The sequence below is a fragment of the Kribbella sp. NPDC048837 genome (assembly GCF_055586945.1).
Genome location: NZ_JBVJHF010000001.1, coordinates 937,728 through 956,675, shown reverse-complemented (window position 1 = coordinate 956,675; position 18,948 = coordinate 937,728). Strand labels below are relative to the sequence as shown.

Genomic DNA, 18,948 nt, shown 5'->3' with positions numbered 1-18,948 from the left:
CGGGGCTGTACCACGGCTGCGCGGAGGTCTAATCTCGGAGAGGGCAAAATCTGACTGCGCACGTCGGGGGGACGGAATGGCGCTGCGGACGGGCATGCCGATGATGCGGCTTGCGCTGTTGAGGGGATTCGCACTGTCTGACGGCAACCGCATGCTCTCGTTGCCGCAGAACGCCGAGCGGCTGTTGACGTTCCTGGCCCTCAACGGCGGGGCGCTGCGGCGCGACTATGTCGCCGGATCGCTCTGGCCGGAGTCGGCCGAGCTGAACGCCGCCGCGAACCTGCGGACCGCGGTGTGGCGGATCCAGCAGGCAGGTGACCGGGTCATCGAGGCCACCCGGTCACGAGTGCAACTGGCGGCGGACGTCCTGGTCGACATCCGCGAGGCAACAGCCGTCGCGCTGGCCGCGGACAGCTGGGCTGAGCAGCAGGCCGGACCCGAACTGCTGGACCTGCTGGACTCCGAGTTGCTGCCGGACTGGTACGACGACTGGCTGCCGCCGCATCGGGAGCGATGGCGTCAGACCCGGCTGCACTCGCTGGAGAGTCTGGCACGGCGGATGGCGCGGGCCGGCCGGTTCGCCGTGGCGGTCGACGCGGCGCTGGCCGCCGTCCGCGCCGAGCCGCTCCGGGAGAGCGCGAACCGGTGCCTGATCGAGGTGCATCTGGCCGAAGGCAATGTCTCCGAGGCCCGGCGGGTGCTCGACCTGCACCGGCGGGCGATCCGCGCCGATCTCGGCATCGACCCGTCGCCGCAGCTCGTCGCACTGGTCGACGGTTCGCTCCACAACGGAGCGTTGACGATGCGTTGACGCGGCGCGAGGACCGTTGACGCAGGGGGGCGGGACGAGTCCGTCCTGAGGGGCTGGGGGGAACCAGCATGGGCGTCGAGCGGCGAGTCGGCCGGTCGTGATGGATCCGGCCGACCAAGTCCTGCTGCGCCTCGCGGACCCCGCTGCCCGCCCGACCGTCCTGGACGCGGACGCGCTGCTCCAGCTCGCGGTCACCTGCTACGCCGTCGACCCCGCGACCGTGACCGGCGCGACGACGGCTGTCTACGACCGGCTCGACCTGGCGGTCGCGCTCCCGGTGGAGGCCTCCCTCTCCGCCCGGTTGATGCGCGCCGGTGACGCTCTTCCTTGGGACGTCACCGCGGCATGGGACACCGGCCGACCATCCACCCCCGGTGCGGACGCCGTCATGGTCGGCAGCCTGGTGGTCCGTACCGCGGGGCTGGGTGGGCTGATCGAAGCCGTCGACGTGGCCGAGGTCCCGGCCGAGGGCCACTTCAACGCCGCGCTCGACCTCCAGTTGCAGCTGAGTGCGCCGTCGAACGGCGGAGGAGCGCCGCCGCTCGTGCTCCCGGTCGTCGTCGCCTTCCTCGTCGACGACGGATCGTCCCCACGGGACCTGTTGCGAGCCACCACAGTCGCACGCCGGGTCGCCCGTACCTATCCGTCGCCGTCGCCCCCGGACGACGCACCCGCCCGCCTCGTCGATCGGGCTGTCTGCTGGGTCCTCCCCGCGGCGGCCTTCCAGGACGACGGCTGGCCCGGCGGGACCACGGCGGACGAGCGGCTGGCGGCCGCGCGAGCCTGGCTCGGCCCGCAAGGCATCGCTGTCGTCGTCACCTGAGCATCCGTACCACCCACCCGAACTCCGGAGGACTGCATGAGCACCCTGGTGCAACCGGCGTACCCCTACGTGAACGTGACCATCGACACGAGTGCCCTGGTCCCCGCCGCGCAACGGAATCCCGGCGTCGTCGCCGTGGTCGGCAACGCCGCGTCCGGGGCGTCCGCGCCGGCCGGGACGCCGGTCGAGGTCACCGACCACGCGTCGGTGATGAGCTCGTTCGCCAGTGGTACGACGGCCAACACGCTGACCCAGAGCCTGGATCTCGTGCTGGCCCAGGACCCGCGGCCGAGCAAGGTGTACGGCGTCCGCACGGCGACCGACGACGACTACGCCGGCGCGCTGGCCGGTCTCGACGCCGCGGACGACGTCACGTTCGTTGCGCTCGCCGGCGAGACCACCGTCGGTACGGCGACCAGCGGCGCGACCGCGGCCACCGGCCTGATGGCCCTCAAGGAGCACGTCGAGAACGCGTCGGCCGCGGGCAGCAAACGGATCGCGGTGGCGATGATCGATCCGGCCACGCCGCGCTCACCGACGTACGTCGCCGACGTCCTGGCGACCGACAACCCCTTGCGCAGCGCCTCCGGCCGGATGGTCCTCGTCGCCGCCCGCGGGGCCACCCTCGACCCGACCAGTACGACGGCGACCGCCGACGCCGCCGCGGCCGTGATGGGCGCGATCGCCGGCTACCCGCCGGGGACCAGCATGGTGCTCAAGCAGGTCCGCGGGTTCACGATGCCGGTGACCACCCAGTACACGCCGGCCGAGATCACCGGCCTGGCGGGTGAGGGCGTCATCCCGCTCGTCGACCCCGCGCTGATCCCCGGCTCCGGCCTGTACCTCGGCGACGGCGGGCTGTTCTCCAGCGACGCGGCCCGCAACTACGTCGACCTGGTGACGTTGCTCGACCAGCTCGAGTTCGCACTGCGGGCCGGGCTGATCGGGGCCATCGGCGCCACCGGGATCACCAAGGCCGGGCTGACCGCGGTCCGGGTCCGGATCGAGGGCATCGTCGGGCCGTTCGTGGCGTCGGCCGCGATCGACTCGTTCGCGGTGTCGATCCCGTTGCTCGCGATCCTCTCGGTGCCCGAGAACGCCCGCGACGCCGCCGACGCCGCGCGTCTCGTCACCGCCCGGCAGACCCGGCGGGTCGACGTGACCCTGCTCGTCGAGATCGCCGCCACCATCCACCAGCTCAACGTGACGTTGCAGCCGCACTTCTGAGACAGGAACAGCGATGACCATCACGCAGTCCGACTGGAAGACCCGGCTCGGCGTCCGCTTCACCGTGGACGGGAACGAGACCCGCGTCTTCCTCGCCCAGTCCTACGTGCCGACGTTCGGGACCAGCGCGGAGCCGCTGCACTCGATCGAGCGCACCCACGTCGGCGTGGTCGCGACCCCGCAGTCGCTGACCTTCACGCTGTCCGTGACCTCGATCGGTCCGGCCGCGGCCGAGCTCACCGCGCTCGCGTTGCGCGGCGACCCGTTCGACATCGTGCTGCTCGAGCAGGAGGGCGACGACTGGTCGTTCTCCACGATCGTGCTGGAGCAGTGCTACATCACCAGCGCCGCACCGGGGTCGGCCACCGTCAGCGGTGCGCCGGTCGCGACGTTCTCCGGGTTCTCCCTGGCGGCCGCGGTCACCGACAACGCCGGGACCACGACGAAGGCACCGCAATAGCCCCGTACGCCGATCTCGCCGTCGCAAGCCTGGGAGAGGAGAGTCGTCATGGACGAGCCGAGCATCGTCGAGCGCACGGGTCTGGTGCTGCTGAGCCAGGGCGAGCTCGTCGTGCCCGCGCCGGACAGCGAGGCCGTGCTCGCGCGGGTCCGCGACGACGGGCTCGTGCTCGAGTTCCCGGTCGAGGTGGAGATCCGGATCATCCCGGCCTGTGATCCCGACGACCACGTGGACGCCACGCTGGCCCAACTCACCGCGGCCCTCGAGGCGCTGACGTGACGACGGTGCGGATGCCGGTGCGGGTGCGTCTCGAGGTCACCGCGGACCGGGTCGACGACGAGCTGGTGTGGACGGTGACGGATGCCGTCGACGCCGCGCTCGGGCGGGCGGTCGATCGGGCCCTCACCGTGCGGGCCGTCCGCGATGCGCCGGCCGGGCCGCCGGTGACCGCCGCCATCAGCTTCAGCGGCGACCCGCTGCCCGACCAGGTGGCGGGCGCGCTCGAGCGGTCGTTGCTGACGAGCATCGACCTCGCGGCCGCTCGGCTGACCGTGCGTACGCCGGTGGCGAGCGAGGAGGAGGTCCGCTCCGGCGAAGGTGAGACTCGCGACGAGGACCGGGTCGTGCAAGGCGAGGCCGGTGACGCCTATCGGGTCCCGTACTACGACCGTCGCGCCGATCCGATCGACATACGCCTGCACGGCTTGCCGCAGGACAGCGGGACGGCGAACACGCGGCGGCCGCCACCGCAACGGCTGCGCAGGTTCAAGGACTTCCGGGAGATCTGGGCCGCGGTGCTTCAGCGTTCCGGCGGGGTGCCGCCGGCGTCGATCGCCGTCGTCGGTGCCCCCGCGGAGGGCGACGCGGCGTTCGTGGCGTTCGTCGAGTTCGACGGCCGGCAGGTGCGGGTGGATGCCCTGCCGCTCGCGGTGTGGGACTTTCCGGGTGGCAACCGAAGCGCCGAGCTCGCGAACGTGAACTTCGTCAGTGCGGACCGGTGGGGTTTCTACGGGCAGGCCAGTGGTGAGGCGCAGATCCGGGACCTGCTCGTCGAGGCGATGATGCTGGACCTGATGCGCGAATCGCCGGGCGTCGACCAGGCCGACCTGAAACGCCAGGCCCTGCAGCGGATCAAGCGGCTTCCGGCCCGGACCAGCGACACGCTGTACCTCTACCAACTGACCTCCAGGGGCGAGCCGGTGTGGATCGGCGAGGCCGACCCGAAGTACCCGCGCGGACCGCTCGACGTGCTCGTGCTCACCGAGGACGACCCGGACGCTGCCGAGGACAAGTACGGCCGGTGCCCACCGCTCGACGCCGAGGAACCCTTCGCCTGGCTCAGCATGCTGGGCCTCCTGCACGAGGACGCGCCGTCGACGCCCGACACCCCGTTCCTCGGCGAGCCCGGGATCGAGCTGTGGCCGCCGACAATCTCGGCCCGGCTGAGCCGGAAAGTGGCCCAGGTCGCGAGCCTGCTGCACATGTCGCCGGGCCCGTACGTCGGAGGCTTCCTGATCGGCGCGATGGCGCACATCGACCGCAACTGCCGGATCCTGGCCAGCAACCGCGCTCCGATGTCCCCGCAGATCCGCACCATGGCAGCGGCCTTCGGGCCGATCAAGGAACTGGAGCGCGAGTACGTCACGATCATGCTCAGCCAGGACGACCGGCGGGCCTTGCCGTGCCCGGTCGCGGGCCAGTCGGAGACCTGGGTACTGCGTTTCGTCGAGGTCTTCGGCTCCGCACGCGACGACGCGGTCGCTTCGATGTTCGTCACACAGTGCCAGGACGTCCTGCTCCAGGTCCTCTTCGCCAGTGGGCACGAGTTGTCCAACCGGGCCAGCAACTTCACGGCGTACATGTCGCTGACCCGGATGCTGCTCACCGTCATGCTCGCCGACGTACCCGACCTGATGACGCTGCGCGAGGCGCTGATGGACGAGTTCCGGCGGGAACGGGCGATCGCGATGGCGTCCACCTCGGTGGGTGGTCCACTCGCGGCCGGCTGGGTCCGGATGACCGGCTCCCTGATCGACTCGATCGTGGAGGAGCCCGTCTCCCGTGAGCCGGAGGCCGGGACGGTCAAGCCGTTCAAGGGCGGCCCGCGGGTGTACGACGGCAAGGGCCGGTGGTGGACCCTCGCCGAGCTGGACGCGGTGATCTCGACCCAGCGCCAGCAGGTGACGAGCATCGACCCGGTGCTCGACAAGGTCTCCGAGGTCGACGACCTGGTCCGCAAGCTCAAGGCCGCGCAGGCGCTCGACGCGTATGCCTCCACCGCCGCCGGCCACGCTCTCACCACCGCGGTCGACGACATCTTCCGGGACCTGCTCACCGAGCTGATCGCGGAGAACGAGCGCTGGCAGCGGAAGGCGGCGACCGACCGCAAGTACGCCTTCGGTCTGGCGAACTTCACCCGCTCCGACGAGCGAGCCGACTCCGAGATCGGCGCCAAGCTGACCGGGATCCACAAGATCGCGGACGAGCAGCTCCGGCCGGCCTTCACCGATCCCGAGGCTTATCTGGCCGGCATCCGGCGCCTGGCCGCGGTCGAGATCGGCAAGGCGGAGCTGTCGGAGATCCTGAACCTGGTCGGGCTGACCGTGCTGGCCATCTTCTGCGCGCCGCTCGCGTTCGGGGTCGGGGTGATCCAGGCCGCGGAAGGTCTGCACACCGCGTTCGAGCATCGCGACCTGCAGCGCGCCATGCTCAACGCCGACGAGATCCTGTCCAAGGCCCAGGTGGAGGCCGAGATGTGGGCCGCGGTCATCAACGCCGCGCTGACCGTGCTGCCCGAGGTGCCGGCGCTGGCCCGCGGCGCCAAGACCGCGGGGCGGGCACTGGTCAAGGGGGAGGCGACCGAGCTGGCGGCGGCCGCGACCCGGCAGGCGATGCGGGACATCGCCAAGCGATTGGCCGAGCTCAGCCTGGAGCATTTCACGGTGCGGTTCACCAAGGAGCTGACGCAGGCGTACCTGATCAACCTGGCGCTGTCGAAGGCGATGAACCGGATCGCGGACGCGGTCGCCCACCAGGTGGCTGTCACCGGTCAGGCGTCGGTCGGCGACGTGTTCGACGTACTCGACCGGGCGATCCAGGGGCCGCCGACGGGAGGGACGCAGTGAACTTCAGGGTCCGGGGCCATCCCAGCGAGATCCATGTCCGGGTCGCGCTGGAGGGCCATCCCGTGGTCGAGACCTTCGCCAAGCGGTTCGGGGTGGACCACGAGCACGCGCAGAACGTGGTCACCGAGTCCGTGCTCGACGCGATGGACATGCTCGGTTCGGCGTACGTCACCAAGATGACGCAGGTCGTCAGCCGGATGACCCAGCTGCGGGAAGCGATCCATTTCGTCTACGAGAAGGTGCTCAGCGGGTCGACCGAGGCGATCGACCGGGCCGACCTGGCCCGGCGCTTCGAGGAACTGCACGCGGAGACCAGGCAACTGGCCGACCCGAAGACGTGGGCCGAGCGCGAAGGTGCCGCCCTGGAACCCCTCCCGCCGATCCCGCGGTCAGCGCCGCCACCCGTTGAGCCGGTCACTCCGCCGGTCGCCGTCGAGCCTGTGGCGCCAGTGCAGCGACCGCCGGCGCGCCGGCGCGCGGAGCCGCAGTACCCGGGCGCGCGTCCCGGCCTCGAGAGCAAGCCGACCCGGGCACCACGCGACGGTGAACCGATCCGGGGGAGCCGGAGTGGCGGGAAGTGGCGTGAGGAGGTCAAGCGCACCGGCGACATCACGCTCGAGCTGGACGTCGAAGGCCTGTACTGGAAGTTCCCCGACCTGGAAGAGGGCGTCGTCCTGCACTTCCCCGAGTACGGCTACCGGGTCTGGAAGGAACCGGGGACCGGGACGATCGTCGAGGAACTGCTCGCCGGTCCGAGTGTCACGAAGGCCCGGCGGTTCACCCGCGGCGAGGACGTCCTGTTCACCGCGGCCGACGTGAGTGAGGCGTACCGCGCGGCCGGGACGGAGCGAGCGCATGGCGCCGGGTCGCCGGGGCTCGGCTTCGACGCGCCGTACGGCGTCGCTCACGCGGTCCGCCGGATCAACCAGTGGCTGGAGAACCGCGGAGTCGAGCAGTGGGTCCGCGACCTGCGGGACAACGCCGAGCCGGGAGTGGAGTACCTCTGGACGACCCGGACCAAGAAGAGCGGTCAGACGCTGGCGAACCGCGAGTACACCGTCAGCGCGGTGGTCGACGGGCAGATCTATGAGCTGTATGTCTTCGAGACGAGCGTGCCGGCCGGCTCACCGCCGGGTGACACCACCGTCCAGTTCAAGCTGATCGGGGCCTCGCCGGCCGCGGAGGTGTACGGCGCGCCGCTCACCAAGGCGAGCCGGGCCGCACTGGAAGCGGCCGCGGAGTCGGGACAGCCCGGCCGGCCGGCGATCGAGCGCGTCGGGCCGCCGGACGTTCTCGTCGAGGCACTCGAACGGACCACCAGGACGACACCGGAGCTCTCGCATCCATCGGTGACCCGGACCGGCGAGCGACTCGAGACACTGACGAAGCTGCTCGAAGGCAAGCTGCTGAAGCACGCGCTGGGCTCGAAGGACGTCCAGTTGATCGAGGCCATCGACGCGCTGACCAACGCGATCCAGGATCTCCACCGCGAGATCACCACGACGGCTCCGGACGCTGCCCGGCTCGCTCGGTTCGACGCGGCGATCAAGGCGTTCGCGGGCCGCGCCGCCCGGTGGACCGATCACGTGACCGCCGCCGACGTCCAGGCGCTGGTTCGTCAGCTCCGGGCTCTGCGTAGGGAGCGGTGAGATGACCAGCAGCTTTGCGCCGTACCTGCATACCCCGAGCGCGGTCCTGTTCGACGGCGTCGTCCCCGTGCCGTTGTGGGCGGTGACGCAGCTGTCGATCGACTCGACGTTCTCGGTCCCGGCCGTCGGCGGGACGAGCCGTCGGGTCGCGTTGCCCGCGCACGACGACACGATCGGGCTGAGCGCGGTCCTGATCGGGCCGTTGCGGATGGAGTGGAAGATCGCGCTGGAGAACATCGCGGAGGCCAGCCGCTACGGTACGGCGCTCTCCCCGAAGACCGGTGGTATCGGCACCGGCCTGGTCCTGGTCTCGAGTGCGACCGTACGGACCAACCTGGCCGTCCAGTCGCTGTCGTTCAGCTTCACCGCCGCCCGCCGCGACACCATCGACCTGACCATGCGGCTGATCCACCTGCCGCCGCCGGGCAGCCTGACCAGGCTGATCGACGTCACCGCGATCGGGGTCGGCGCACTCACCGACGTCCTGCCGTTCTGAGGCCGGCCGATGACCCAGCTTCCCGCCTTCGTCACCCGGCCGCTCGTCGACGCGTACGCCGATGCGCTGCCGCCGGCCGCATCCCCGCCGCCGGTCGCCCCTGCCACCGTCATCGAGTCCACGGTGACAGACGGCGTACCGTCCCGGATCGCCCTGGACGCCTCCCGCACCCTGGTGCTGGCGGTGCCGGTCGGCGTCGCGCGGGCCCTGCTGGACGCCGACCCGCTCACCGTCGTCTGGGACGACCTCACCGCCAGTACGTCGTCCGACCGCACACCGGTCGATCTGCCGCGGCCACGGCTCACGCTGCTCGTCGGCGAACGGATCGCGGACACCGCCGTGGTGATCGAGCACCGGCCGATCCAGCTGGCCGACCAGGGCCGGGCGCAGGTCGAGGTGATCGTCGACCGCTTGGTCCTGACCGCGGCGACGCTGCGCTCTCCAGGGCCGTCCGGCAGCCGGCTGGTCCTGCGCTGGCGCGACCTGCTCGTCGCCGACGACCTCGGCCCGGCACCGACGTCCGGAGACCCGGCTCTCGACCTGGTACGGAGGAGCACGCGATGACCACGACAAGCCTGTCCGGTCCGCTCGGCAGCCCGGGTCGCGACGTCACGCCGGGAACCCTGCCGACCTGGGCGCTGGTGTTCTCCAACGATGCTGCCGACGGGTCCAGGCTGCTGACCATCTCCGGGGACACCTACGACGGCAGTGTCACCGCCACGCTGCCGGCCGACCTGTCCGGCGGGCGCTACGAGATCGTCGTCGAAGGCCTCACCGACGAGGACTACCAACGCATCCGGCGGCCCGCCGGGGATCACCTGCGTGCCGACCTGCACCTGTGGTGGAAGGACTCCGGTACGGGCGTCCTCGCGGACCTGACCCGTGCGGCCGGGCTGACCGACCTGCTCGGTGGCGCCACCGAATCCCCGCCGGCGGACAGCCTGGTGGCGGTGCTCCGGGTCGACACGCTGCGGCGGCAGGCAGGCGAGCGCCGGATCGACACGATCATCAGCGGGCGGGAGCTCGTCTTCGCCCGGCTCGGTGAGAAGGTGGTGCGCGGTCTCTGCTACACGTCACTCGAGACGGCTGCCCAGGGTCTCGCGCGCGATGCCGGCGTCCCGGTGGTGACGCATGGACTGAAGAACCTCACGCCGGCCGCGGACGAGAAGAACTTCGCCGATGTCCGTCCCGGGACGGCGCTCGACGCGATGCGGACGGTCCGATCCCAGGCTGCGGCCTCACTCGGCCGGCAGGGCTTGTCCGCGGCGGTGGTGCGGGACGGCGTACTGCATGTGGGGTTGTGGACGGCAACCGATACCGGCACCACGCGGCTCGGTAACGAGCGGGTGCTCGACGCGCCGGGTGGCCTCCTCGCGGTCACGCGGGGAGCCGACGCCGACGCACCGGTCTCGGACTCGGCAGGCAAGCAGGCGGCCAAGCCGCGTGCGACGGTGACCGCGACCTGCCTCGGCCGGCCCGATGTGAAGCCGGGCGACATCGCGAAGATCCCCCTGCCTCCGGACGACTTCCCGACCGCGTTGCCGGCGGGACGAGGGCTGCCGCTGCTCAACGATGTCGCCGCCCTGTTCGGTTCGGGGTCGGACTCCACCTCCCAGTCGCCGTGCTTCGTGACCGGCGTGACCCATCGGCTCTCGGCCCGGCAAGGTTTCGTGACGATCGTTCGCGCCGCCGTACTGCGCGACGACAAGGACGACGGCTGGGATCCTGTCCCGCCACCGCGGCACGACGACGCCCACGCCGAGCAGGACTCCGTCCGCGGCAGCGTGCCGGCCGACAAAGCCGCCGGAGCAGCCGGAGCTGTCCGCGGGGTCGCGCGTGCGGTGGCCCGCGGCAGTCGCGCTCTTCGCCTGCTGGTCGGCCAGATCCGGGCCCATCCCGCCGGTCCGGGCAATACGCCCGACCAGACGAGCAGCGACATCTGGTACTCCCAGGCCCCGGACGACGGCCGGCCATCGGCGGTACGGCGCCTCGCGGTGACTCCCGACCAGCACGGCGAGCTGCGGCAGGTGCCGGTCGTGACCCCGTTCGCGTTCGGCGGGTACGGGCTCGTGCTGCCGCGCTACCCGGGGGAACGGGTGCTGCTCGCCGACACCGGCGGCGGCCAGGACGTCGTCGACCTCGGCAGCGTGTGGGACGAGGATCGGACGCCACCGGCCGAACCGGGGGACTGGTGGCTGCTCCTGCCGGTGGCGGTGCCGACCGAGGACCTCGAGGCCGCGGAGGAAGCGGCACCGCCCGCGGACGGGTTCGCGAGTCACGACCTCATCGACGCCGACGGCCGCCGGATGGTCGAGGTCAGCGGTCTGACCCTGCGGGTCGCCGATGTACTGCGGAAGACCAGTGAGCGCCCGGATCCGGGACAGAGCGGCGTGGTGATCATCGAGAGCACCAAGGGCGCGAAGACAGCCCGGATCGAACTGCACGACGACGGGACCATCGCGATCACCGGGACCGGCATCACCCTGGATGCCGGTACCGGCGACATCACCCTGAAGGCGGCCGATGTGAAGGTCTCCGTCACCGGCACGATGGACGTGAGCTGATGGCCCGCCCGAAGGTCGTCGTCGACGACGGCAACCTGACCTGCACGCACAGCGGGAAACGGAGCCTGACCGCACCCGGTGTGAAGCTCACCGTCGGTACGTCGCCGGTGATCCCGCTGGCAACGGTCCCCGGCGCCGCGCCGTACCAGAGCTGCACGTTCGCGCATCCGTGCATCAGCACCGTCGTCACCAGCACCGGGTCCGCCAAGCTCACGGTCGGCGGGAAACCGCTGCTGCTCGACAGCGACACGGTCAACTCCGTGAACGACGTACCGACCACCTTCCCGGCCACGGTCATCCCTGGCCAGTCCAAGCTGACCGCCTCGTGAGGACGCCATGAGCCCGATCACACCCAGCACGCCCGACGGTACGTCGTCCGACGAGACGGTCCGGCGCCGCCGGCTGCTCGGTGTCGGTGTTCGCGCCGACCTCGTCGATCCCGCCGACCTCGCCCGCGACGTCGGCCTGCGCAGTACGCCGGGCGGCGTCGATCTCGACATCGTCGAGGGACTCGACGCGCTCAGCCAGGACCTCGCCGTCGGCCTCACCACCTTGCGGGGAAGCGATCCGTTCAACGCACGCTTCGGCTTCCTCGGGCTCGGTCCGCTGGCCGAGCAGACCTCGCCCGCGATCGCGCGCGAGGCGTTGCGCAGTGCGGTCGCGCAGCTCGTCGCCGCCGATCCGCGGATCCGGCGGATCACCCAGCTGACAGCGAGTACGCCGTCGGGTGGCAGCCGGGCGCTGGACGTCACGGTGTCGTTCGAGGCGATCAGCGACGCCGGTGCCTCGCTCACGGTGGCAGGGCTCGGCCCGGTCGGACAGGAGGACGGACAGTGAGTGACGACACGAGCCTGGACCTCACCCAGATCCTGGCGGTGGACGAGGCGGTGACCCGCTCGACCGGCAGCGACGGTTTCGGCGTGACCGACGCCGGCTTCCTACCGAAGCCCTTCACCCGGTTGCTCGCCGAGAAGATCGCGCTGGCCCGCCGGCTGATCGACGACGATCTCGACCTGTCCAGCGGCAGCGTGCTGCGCAAGCTGCTGGAGATCAGCGCGCTCGAGGACTCCCGGACCTGGGCCGCCCTCGGTGCCCTGTACGACGACTGTTTCGTGAGCACCGCCCGCGGCCGGGCGCTGAGCGACCTCGGCGCCGAGCTCGGACTCGACCGGCCGTTCCTGACGGCGGCCGGTCTGGTCACGCTCACCGTGGCCGGCGCGCTGCCGGACGGGATCGACCAGCTCGTGCTCCCGCGCGGCAGCCGGATGTGCACCTCCGGCGGTCACCGGGTGGCGCTGGCCGCGACGGCCACGCTGACCCGGCGGACCACGTCGCTGCCCGGGGCCGTGGTCAGCTTCGACCCCGGCCCGGCGGGGAACCTGGACCCGGCAGCGACCGATGCTGGCGGCAACCATCCGCAACAGATCGATCGCTGGGAAGTTGCCGATAGCAAACTTTCCGCGCTGCTCGCAGCTGACACCGCGGCCGGTCTGCCCGCCGGCGCCTCGGCCGCCGGACAGGGGCTGGTCCGGATCGAGCACACCGTCGCCCTGACCGGCGGCGAACAGCACTGGGACGACGACAGGTACCGCGCCCTGCTGCTCACCGCGCCACGCTCGGTCTGGTCGACCGACGCGATCGCCACGACGGTCTCGCTGATCCCGGGAGTCCGGCAGGTGAGTGTGCGCGACGGCTGGGGCGGCATCGACCTGTCCCAGTCCGTGTTCGGTGACTTCACCTTCCTCGAGCGCCTGTTCGCGACCGACCGCGACCTCGCCTCGCCGTACTTCGTCAGCGTGCTCGTCGCGCCCACCGAGGCGGCCGTGTGGGACGGGCCGAACGGGCTGCGCGCGAGCGTCGAGGCCGCCATCCGCGATGTCCGGCCGGTCGGCGTGTTCCCCGACGTGGTGGAGGCCGACCAGGTGTTCGTCGGCGTCCAGGCCGACATCGTGACGACCGGTCTTGCTCTTCCGGCCGGCAGTACGGCGAGCACGAACTCGAGCCCGTCGGCGCTGGCGTTGAAGGGCCGGCTCGCGGACCGCCTGCACCGCGTCGTCGATCGGCTCCGGATGGCCGAACCGGTCCGGTCGGCGGCGGTCACCGCGGCGCTGATGTCCGAGCCCGGCATCACCGATGTCGTCCAGCTCCGGCTGGTACGGTTCCCACCCCTGGTCGATACGGTCGGCAGTACGACGGACGGCGACGACGGCCCGCAGGTGCTCGGAGCCGACGAGAACCTCAGCCTCGGTGCCGACCAGATCGCCGTTCTGGTCGATGCCCCGGACCTGTTGACGGTGCGGTGAGCCGGCCATGACAGCTGATCTCCTCGCCCAGGTGATGGCGCCCGGCGCCGGCTCACTCGCGGCAGTCGCCCGTGAGCTCGTCGGTCCCTTGGCGGACGCGGCGACGCCGCAACCGTTGCCCTGGGACGGTCAGGCCGCGCGGGTGACCGTCCCGGCCGGCAGCCGGTACGCCGTACTGCTGGTGACGTTGCTGGCGGACACCGAGCGGGACCAGCTCGTCGTCGTACCGCGGAGCCTGCTGCCGGCACCGGCCACGAACCAGCCGACGGTGACGTTCGCGGAGTGGACGCAAGCAGGCAGCAGTCTGCCCGGGTATGTCCCGCCGGTGGACGGATCCGGTGTGGCGCCGGCGCTTCGGCTCTCGTTGACTGCGACCCGGATTGCGCCGGACGGCACGACCACGCAACTGGCGCCCGCCGACGTCCGCGGTCTGCTGCGGATCGATCTCGTGCAGGGGCTGACCGGCCGCGTGATGACGGCGGTCCTGGCGGAGAAGCAGCGGTTGCGGCGGTGTGCGCGCGAGATCGCCGCCATGCGGTCGCTGGCCGAGGCGCGGGGGAACGCCCTCGATCGCCTCGGGTCGGATCTCAGCTGCCCACGGTTCGCCGACGAGTTGGTGTGGGACGCCGACCGACGCTCGCCGGCGACCCAACCGCTCTCGCCACCCGGTCGCCTCGAGGACGACGCGGAGTACCGCGCCCGGCTCGGCTTGTTGCGAGGCTGGCGCGCGCCGACGCCGTCCTGGGTCGAGGACGTCCTCAACAACTCGCCGGGTCCTGGCCTGCCCGAGCCTGTGGGGGTCAACGAGATCCGCAACGCGATCCACCTTGCTTTCCGGCTGGTTGCGCCGGACTCCCCGGGCCGTCGGGCCGCGCTGCTGCAGACCGTTCGCCAGGTGCATCTGATCTGGCCGGCCGGCAGTGCGGACGGGGACGCGGCGCATGCGGCGCGGTTGCTACCGCAACGAGTGCAGGACCGAATCACGGTTACGCGTGCGGCTTTGGCGCGGTGGGCGTTGCCAGACCATCAGCCGCTGGCGCCAGCGCTGGCGGGTGCCTTGGAGTTGGTCGCGGACCGCTGTAACCAGTTGGCGGCGCAGCCTTGGACTGCGATCGTCCAGGGCCAGAACGACGACGGCGGCTCGCGTTTCGAGCTCGGACTCGGGGCGCTGCTGTCAGCCCCCGACCCGGCTGTCCTGGACACCGCGGTCGCTGCCGCCAAGGCGCTCGCCGATCCTGGTCTGGTGCCGCAGCCACGGTCGGTGGACCCGGGCGGCGCGTGGCTCTTGAACGCGTGTGGACTACGCACCGCTGAGCTGACACCGGATGGCACCGTGTTCGTCAGCACGCTGCCGATGGGTCCACTGGTCATCGACCTGGCGCCCGGCCCGGACGCACCGCTGCCGTTGACTGCGACGGCAAGCCTTGCCGGCGCAACAGACACGCAGTACGACGCTCCGCTGGCTGCCGTGGTCGCGGCGATGGCGGCCCGCCATCTCACCGCCGTCGACGTGTCTGGCCTGCTCTCGGGCGCACAGCCCGCGTCGACGTTCTCGGACCTCACGCAGCAGCTGGCGCATCTCGGCGTACCGGCTGCTGAGCAGGTGGACGGATTCCGGAATCAGCTCGGTGCCGTGTCGACGCGGTTGTTCGCGGCGTTCGATCTGGGGCCGGACGGGACCGCGGCGATCACCACACATCCGGATCAGCTCGCTGCCACGTTGACGGCCGCGGCGGCCGCGGGGGCGAGCAGTGTGGTCGCGTTCATCAGTGCCGCGGGCAACGTCGTACTGGTCCTGGGCGTGACCGGCCTGCCACTTGCCGGGAGCAACCTGGCCGCACGGCAGACCGTGCTCTACCGCTGGGAGTCGCGAGGCCTGGCAGGTCAGGCCGTCCGGCTGGATCCGGTGCGTGGACCGAGCACGCAGATCTTTGCGGCCGGGTCGGGCATCAGCGTCGTGAGCTGCCTGGCCCACATTCGGGGACTGGGGAACGACCCGTACGAGTGGAGTCCTTCGCTCCCCGAGGGATCGCTGCTCACGCTGCGCCAGTACGAGCATCTGATGAACCTGATCGAGTTGGCGACGCCTGTCGGCGTACGGGCCAACACCTGGGAGCTGCGCCAGCGCCATGTCGACGTGGACGGCTCGGGTACGCCGTTCCCGCTGACCGCCGCCGCAGCCCGGACCTACCGCCACTACCGCACCGTACGTTGACCAGCCGCCGCGCCGCGGCCGAGGAGGGACCCATGTCGAGCAACGACAGCACCGCCGAGGCACCGATGGTCTTCGGCGTGCCGGCAAGCACGATCGCCGCCTCGCTGCGGGAGGCCGGTCTCACCGAGGATGCTGTCATCGCCGTCCTCGGCCAGGGGATCTCCCGCTCGGCCGCCGCGGCCGGGGATGCGACGGCGGCCGCCGCGGCGGCGGGCTTCACGTTCCAGGTGCAGATCGCCGAGGTGGCTCCGGAGTGCGCGCTGACCTATCAGCGGTTGTTCGTGCACCCGGACTTCATCGACGGCGTCACCGTCGTCCAGGCCGGGCAGACGCCGGACGAGATCGGGTTCAACGCCCGCTTCCACGCGATCGAGGGGGAGTTCGACAGCATCGCGCGCGATCTGAGTACGTCGAGCAACTGTGTCGCCGAGCTCCGCCGGGAACTGTTCCAGCTCACCCGCGAGCTGCAGATCAAGATCACCGAGATCGACGCGCGGATCGCGGCCAAGGGCAAGGACAAGGACACCAAGGAAGGCAAGGAGTCCAAGGAGGGCAAGGAAGGCAAGGAGACGAAGGAGAAGGACTCCAAGGAGGGGAAGGACAAGGAGGGCAAGGACCACAAGGACGGCAAGGACAAGGACCACATCGACAAGGTCACCCACCTCGAGAAACTGGTGGCGATCGAGAAACAGCTCGACAACCCGATCATCGCCGACCAGCCGGCCGGGCGGGCGCGGACGTTCATCACCCTCGAGGACCGGCCCGACGTCGGAGCCACGGCCCTCCAGGACGACGAACCACCGCCACCACCGGCCAAGAAGGCGGCCGCGAAGAAAGCAGCTGCGAAGGAGGCGCCCGCCAAGAAGGCGGTCGCGAAGAAGGCTGCCAAGAAGGCAGCTGCGAAGAAGGCGCCGGCGAAGAAGGCTGCGAAGAAAGCGGCGAAGAAAGCTGCCGAGCCGGGGGAGGGGTGACATGCGGCTGGTGCTGGCGCACGCGTACGACGTGGCCGCGCGGGAGCTGGCCGACCGGTGGGGCGACGACGCCGTACTGCTCACTCCGGCCGAGCTGAGCGCCGAACGCCTCCTGCTCCAGCTCGACACCTGCGGCGAGGCCCGCGCCGAGGTGGCGTCCCGCCCAGAGGTGACGTCCGTGCTCACCCGCCTCGGTGGCATCGGACCCGCGGACCTGGTCCAGGTCGACGCACAGGACGCCGCGTACGCCGCCGCCGAGCTGGACGCCTTCCTCCGCGCGTGGCTCGGCGCATGGCCCGGCCCGGTCGTCAACCGACCGAGTACGACGTGCCTCAACGGACCCGGCTGGCGCCGGGAACAGTGGGCCGTCGCCGCCACGGCCGCAGGCCTACCGGTCCGCCCACTACATCGCCAAGCCACCCTCGGCCAACCACCAAACCCCGACTCCGCCGATCCGACCCCGCAGACGTGGGTGACTGTCATCGGTGAGCGGTGGTTCGGGTCAGGCCGCGCAGATCTCGGGGACAAGCTGTGCACGCTCGCCGAGTCCGTCGGGTGCATCGCCCTCGAGGCGCTCCTGCAGGACGACACGGTCGTGGAGATCAGCCCCTGGCCGAACGTCGCCAACCCGGAGGTCGCCGACGCCTTGGCCCGGGTCCTGGACGGCAGGCGATGACCGCCCTGCTCTGGGGCCTGCCCGGCGACTCGACGCTGGCCGCAGTACACACCGAGCTGCTCAGGCTCGGCGTCCCGGTCCTGTTCGTCGATCAGCGTGACGTGCTGGACACGGCCGTCGAGCTGACCGTCGGCCCACGCGTCGAGGGCGCCATCCGGATCGGCGACACCGTGGTCGACCTGACCGACCTCGGCGCGGCCTACCTCCGCCCCCACGACGGTCTCCGCGTGGCCGCCGTACGCGACGAACCGGCGGATTCCCCGGTCCGGCACCATGTCCTGGACGTCGCGGATCTCCTGTCCACCTGGGCAGAGCTCACCCCGGCGTACGTCGTCAGCCGTCCGTCCGCCTCGGCGAGCAACGGCTCGAAACCCGCCCAGCTCCGGGAGATCGCCGCCGCCGGCTTCGCGGTGCCGGAGACGCTCGTCACGAACGACCCGGACGCCGTCGCGGAGTTCGCGACCCGGCACGAGAGCGTGGTCTACAAGTCCACGAGCGGGATCCGGAGCCGGGTCCGCGGCCTGGCCGACGACGTTCCGCTCGCGGACGTCCGATCCTGTCCGACCCAGTTCCAGGGCCGCGTACCGGGCGTCGACGTACGAGTCCACGTCGTCGGCGCGGAGATCTTCGCGACCCGCATCCACTGCGACGCCGACGACTACCGCTACGCCTCCCGCCAAGGCCTGCCCCGCCCGCGGCTGTCCGCGACCGACCTGCCCGACGACGTCGCGAAGCGCTGCCGGCTGCTGGCCACCCGCCTCGGTCTCCCCGTCGCCGGCGTCGACCTGCGGGTGACTCCGGACGACGAGTGGTTCTGCTTCGAGGTCAACCCGTCGCCCGCCTTCCTGTATTACCAGCACGCCACCGGTCAGCCGATCGCCACCGCCGTCGCCGGGCTCCTGGCCGCCGCCGTGACCTGCGCCCGGGTCGCCTGATGAGCACCGAGACGGTGAGCCAGGTCATGGCTGGTGTCTATCTCCATCGACTGCTGACCGATGCCGAGGCGACCACTGCGACCCAGCAGGTGTTGCACCCGTCCAAGAACTTCCGCGCCAAGTGCTGGCACACCGGCCCGGACCTCAGCACGATCGGTACGCCGCTCTACCGCACCCGCGATCGTCTGGAGTACTACACCGAGCAGGCCCACGCGACCAACGCACTCATGTACGACACCTACCGATGGCTCTACGACCGCGTCGCGGACTTCTTCGAGGATCGCTACTCCTACCCGGTCGAGTTCGTCGACGGACTCGCGATCCCCGGCTTCCACCTGATGGCGTACGGCGGCGCCGGCCGGTTCGCGGGTGGCGGCTGGCACCTCGACCAGCTCGCGCAGCAGGTCCCGTACTTCGCCGACCGGTCCGCGGCGATCGAGGGCATCGTGAACTTCACCCTGCCGCTCGCCGTCCCGGGTGGCGGCACCGGCATGGATCTGCGCGCCGAGGGGGAGCCGGAGCCGGTCCACGTGCCCTACCGGCCCGGCGTCGTACTCTTCACCGACCGCGAGCTCCTGCATCGCATCGGCGCCTCGGTCTCGCACGGGCCGACCGACTGCCGCCTGACCCTGCAGGGCCACGGCGTCCGCTACCGCCGGCAACTGCTCCTGTTCTGGTGAGGGATTCCGCGCC

The 18,948-nt window shown here is 71.2% G+C and carries 18 protein-coding genes; all 18 read left to right on the top strand.

Going from position 1 to position 18,948, the window contains the following annotated elements:
* Positions 1 to 76 precede the first annotated feature (76 nt).
* The 18 genes from ACZ6O0_RS04470 (at position 77) to ACZ6O0_RS04385 (ending at position 18,935) form a co-directional block, all read left to right on the top strand.
* Entirely contained in the window at positions 77 to 811 is a 735-nt protein-coding gene (locus tag ACZ6O0_RS04470) for an AfsR/SARP family transcriptional regulator (protein WP_465763401.1), read from the top strand.
* Between the two features lie 100 nt (positions 812 to 911).
* The gene (locus tag ACZ6O0_RS04465; protein ID WP_465763400.1) at positions 912 to 1,634 is read left to right on the top strand and encodes a hypothetical protein; all 723 of its coding nucleotides are present in this window, start codon (positions 912 to 914) and stop codon (positions 1,632 to 1,634) included.
* A 36-nt stretch (positions 1,635 to 1,670) separates the two neighbouring features.
* Positions 1,671 to 2,861: a hypothetical protein gene (locus ACZ6O0_RS04460; RefSeq protein ID WP_465763399.1), complete on the top strand. Its 1,191-nt coding sequence runs from the start codon at positions 1,671 to 1,673 to the stop codon at positions 2,859 to 2,861.
* Positions 2,862 to 2,874: 13 nt separating this feature from the next.
* Positions 2,875 to 3,321 (top strand): hypothetical protein, encoded by a 447-nt coding sequence (locus tag ACZ6O0_RS04455; protein ID WP_465763398.1) that lies wholly within the window; start codon positions 2,875 to 2,877, stop codon positions 3,319 to 3,321.
* 48 nt (positions 3,322 to 3,369) lie between these two features.
* Positions 3,370 to 3,600 carry a hypothetical protein gene (locus ACZ6O0_RS04450; RefSeq protein WP_360370248.1) on the top strand — a complete coding sequence of 77 codons (231 nt, stop codon included), beginning with the start codon at positions 3,370 to 3,372 and terminating at the stop codon, positions 3,598 to 3,600.
* A complete protein-coding gene (locus tag ACZ6O0_RS04445) occupies positions 3,597 to 6,446 on the top strand; it encodes a hypothetical protein (protein ID WP_465763397.1) in 2,850 nt (949 codons plus the stop codon). The genes ACZ6O0_RS04450 and ACZ6O0_RS04445 overlap by 4 nt, the downstream gene beginning before the upstream one ends.
* Positions 6,443 to 8,095, top strand: a complete 1,653-nt coding sequence (locus ACZ6O0_RS04440; RefSeq protein ID WP_465763396.1) for a hypothetical protein — start codon at positions 6,443 to 6,445, stop codon at positions 8,093 to 8,095. The genes ACZ6O0_RS04445 and ACZ6O0_RS04440 overlap by 4 nt, the downstream gene beginning before the upstream one ends.
* A gap of 1 nt (position 8,096) precedes the next feature.
* Positions 8,097 to 8,591: a hypothetical protein gene (locus tag ACZ6O0_RS04435; RefSeq protein WP_465763395.1), complete on the top strand. Its 495-nt coding sequence runs from the start codon at positions 8,097 to 8,099 to the stop codon at positions 8,589 to 8,591.
* 9 nt (positions 8,592 to 8,600) lie between these two features.
* On the top strand, positions 8,601 to 9,155 hold the full coding sequence (locus ACZ6O0_RS04430) for a hypothetical protein (RefSeq protein WP_465763394.1): 555 nt from the start codon (positions 8,601 to 8,603) through the stop codon (positions 9,153 to 9,155).
* Positions 9,152 to 11,155, top strand: coding sequence for a hypothetical protein (locus ACZ6O0_RS04425; protein WP_465763393.1), 2,004 nt, complete (start codon positions 9,152 to 9,154; stop codon positions 11,153 to 11,155). Before ACZ6O0_RS04430 ends, ACZ6O0_RS04425 begins: the two co-directional genes overlap by 4 nt.
* Positions 11,155 to 11,484, top strand: a complete 330-nt coding sequence (locus ACZ6O0_RS04420; RefSeq protein WP_465763392.1) for a hypothetical protein — start codon at positions 11,155 to 11,157, stop codon at positions 11,482 to 11,484. Before ACZ6O0_RS04425 ends, ACZ6O0_RS04420 begins: the two co-directional genes overlap by 1 nt.
* Before the next feature lie 7 nt (positions 11,485 to 11,491).
* Positions 11,492 to 11,992 (top strand): GPW/gp25 family protein, encoded by a 501-nt coding sequence (locus tag ACZ6O0_RS04415; RefSeq protein WP_465763391.1) that lies wholly within the window; start codon positions 11,492 to 11,494, stop codon positions 11,990 to 11,992.
* Positions 11,989 to 13,458: a hypothetical protein gene (locus tag ACZ6O0_RS04410; protein ID WP_465763390.1), complete on the top strand. Its 1,470-nt coding sequence runs from the start codon at positions 11,989 to 11,991 to the stop codon at positions 13,456 to 13,458. Before ACZ6O0_RS04415 ends, ACZ6O0_RS04410 begins: the two co-directional genes overlap by 4 nt.
* Positions 13,459 to 13,465: 7 nt before the next feature.
* The gene (locus tag ACZ6O0_RS04405; RefSeq protein ID WP_465763389.1) at positions 13,466 to 15,673 is read left to right on the top strand and encodes a hypothetical protein; all 2,208 of its coding nucleotides are present in this window, start codon (positions 13,466 to 13,468) and stop codon (positions 15,671 to 15,673) included.
* A 32-nt stretch (positions 15,674 to 15,705) separates the two neighbouring features.
* Positions 15,706 to 16,644 (top strand): hypothetical protein, encoded by a 939-nt coding sequence (locus tag ACZ6O0_RS04400; protein WP_465763388.1) that lies wholly within the window; start codon positions 15,706 to 15,708, stop codon positions 16,642 to 16,644.
* 1 nt (position 16,645) lies between these two features.
* A complete protein-coding gene (locus ACZ6O0_RS04395) occupies positions 16,646 to 17,320 on the top strand; it encodes a hypothetical protein (RefSeq protein ID WP_465763387.1) in 675 nt (224 codons plus the stop codon).
* A complete protein-coding gene (locus ACZ6O0_RS04390) occupies positions 17,317 to 18,255 on the top strand; it encodes an MvdC/MvdD family ATP grasp protein (RefSeq protein WP_465763386.1) in 939 nt (312 codons plus the stop codon). The genes ACZ6O0_RS04395 and ACZ6O0_RS04390 overlap by 4 nt, the downstream gene beginning before the upstream one ends.
* Complete coding sequence (locus ACZ6O0_RS04385) at positions 18,255 to 18,935, top strand: hypothetical protein (protein WP_465763385.1); 681 nt, start codon at positions 18,255 to 18,257, stop codon at positions 18,933 to 18,935. The genes ACZ6O0_RS04390 and ACZ6O0_RS04385 overlap by 1 nt, the downstream gene beginning before the upstream one ends.
* The last annotated feature ends 13 nt before the right edge of the window (positions 18,936 to 18,948 follow it).

What these genes read in the sequence shown, in the direction of transcription:
- ACZ6O0_RS04465 (WP_465763400.1), top strand. Translation starts at nt 912, where the DNA reads ATGGATCCGGCCGACCAAGTCCTGCTGCGCCTCGCGGACCCCGCTGCC.
- ACZ6O0_RS04460 (WP_465763399.1), top strand. Translation starts at nt 1,671, where the DNA reads ATGAGCACCCTGGTGCAACCGGCGTACCCCTACGTGAACGTGACCATC.
- ACZ6O0_RS04415 (WP_465763391.1), top strand. Translation starts at nt 11,492, where the DNA reads ATGAGCCCGATCACACCCAGCACGCCCGACGGTACGTCGTCCGACGAG.
- ACZ6O0_RS04420 (WP_465763392.1), top strand. Translation starts at nt 11,155, where the DNA reads ATGGCCCGCCCGAAGGTCGTCGTCGACGACGGCAACCTGACCTGCACG.
- ACZ6O0_RS04405 (WP_465763389.1), top strand. Translation starts at nt 13,466, where the DNA reads ATGACAGCTGATCTCCTCGCCCAGGTGATGGCGCCCGGCGCCGGCTCA.
- ACZ6O0_RS04395 (WP_465763387.1), top strand. Translation starts at nt 16,646, where the DNA reads ATGCGGCTGGTGCTGGCGCACGCGTACGACGTGGCCGCGCGGGAGCTG.
- ACZ6O0_RS04390 (WP_465763386.1), top strand. Translation starts at nt 17,317, where the DNA reads ATGACCGCCCTGCTCTGGGGCCTGCCCGGCGACTCGACGCTGGCCGCA.
- ACZ6O0_RS04435 (WP_465763395.1), top strand. Translation starts at nt 8,097, where the DNA reads ATGACCAGCAGCTTTGCGCCGTACCTGCATACCCCGAGCGCGGTCCTG.
- ACZ6O0_RS04455 (WP_465763398.1), top strand. Translation starts at nt 2,875, where the DNA reads ATGACCATCACGCAGTCCGACTGGAAGACCCGGCTCGGCGTCCGCTTC.
- ACZ6O0_RS04430 (WP_465763394.1), top strand. Translation starts at nt 8,601, where the DNA reads ATGACCCAGCTTCCCGCCTTCGTCACCCGGCCGCTCGTCGACGCGTAC.
- ACZ6O0_RS04385 (WP_465763385.1), top strand. Translation starts at nt 18,255, where the DNA reads ATGAGCACCGAGACGGTGAGCCAGGTCATGGCTGGTGTCTATCTCCAT.
- ACZ6O0_RS04470 (WP_465763401.1), top strand. Translation starts at nt 77, where the DNA reads ATGGCGCTGCGGACGGGCATGCCGATGATGCGGCTTGCGCTGTTGAGG.
- ACZ6O0_RS04450 (WP_360370248.1), top strand. Translation starts at nt 3,370, where the DNA reads ATGGACGAGCCGAGCATCGTCGAGCGCACGGGTCTGGTGCTGCTGAGC.
- ACZ6O0_RS04425 (WP_465763393.1), top strand. Translation starts at nt 9,152, where the DNA reads ATGACCACGACAAGCCTGTCCGGTCCGCTCGGCAGCCCGGGTCGCGAC.
- ACZ6O0_RS04400 (WP_465763388.1), top strand. Translation starts at nt 15,706, where the DNA reads ATGTCGAGCAACGACAGCACCGCCGAGGCACCGATGGTCTTCGGCGTG.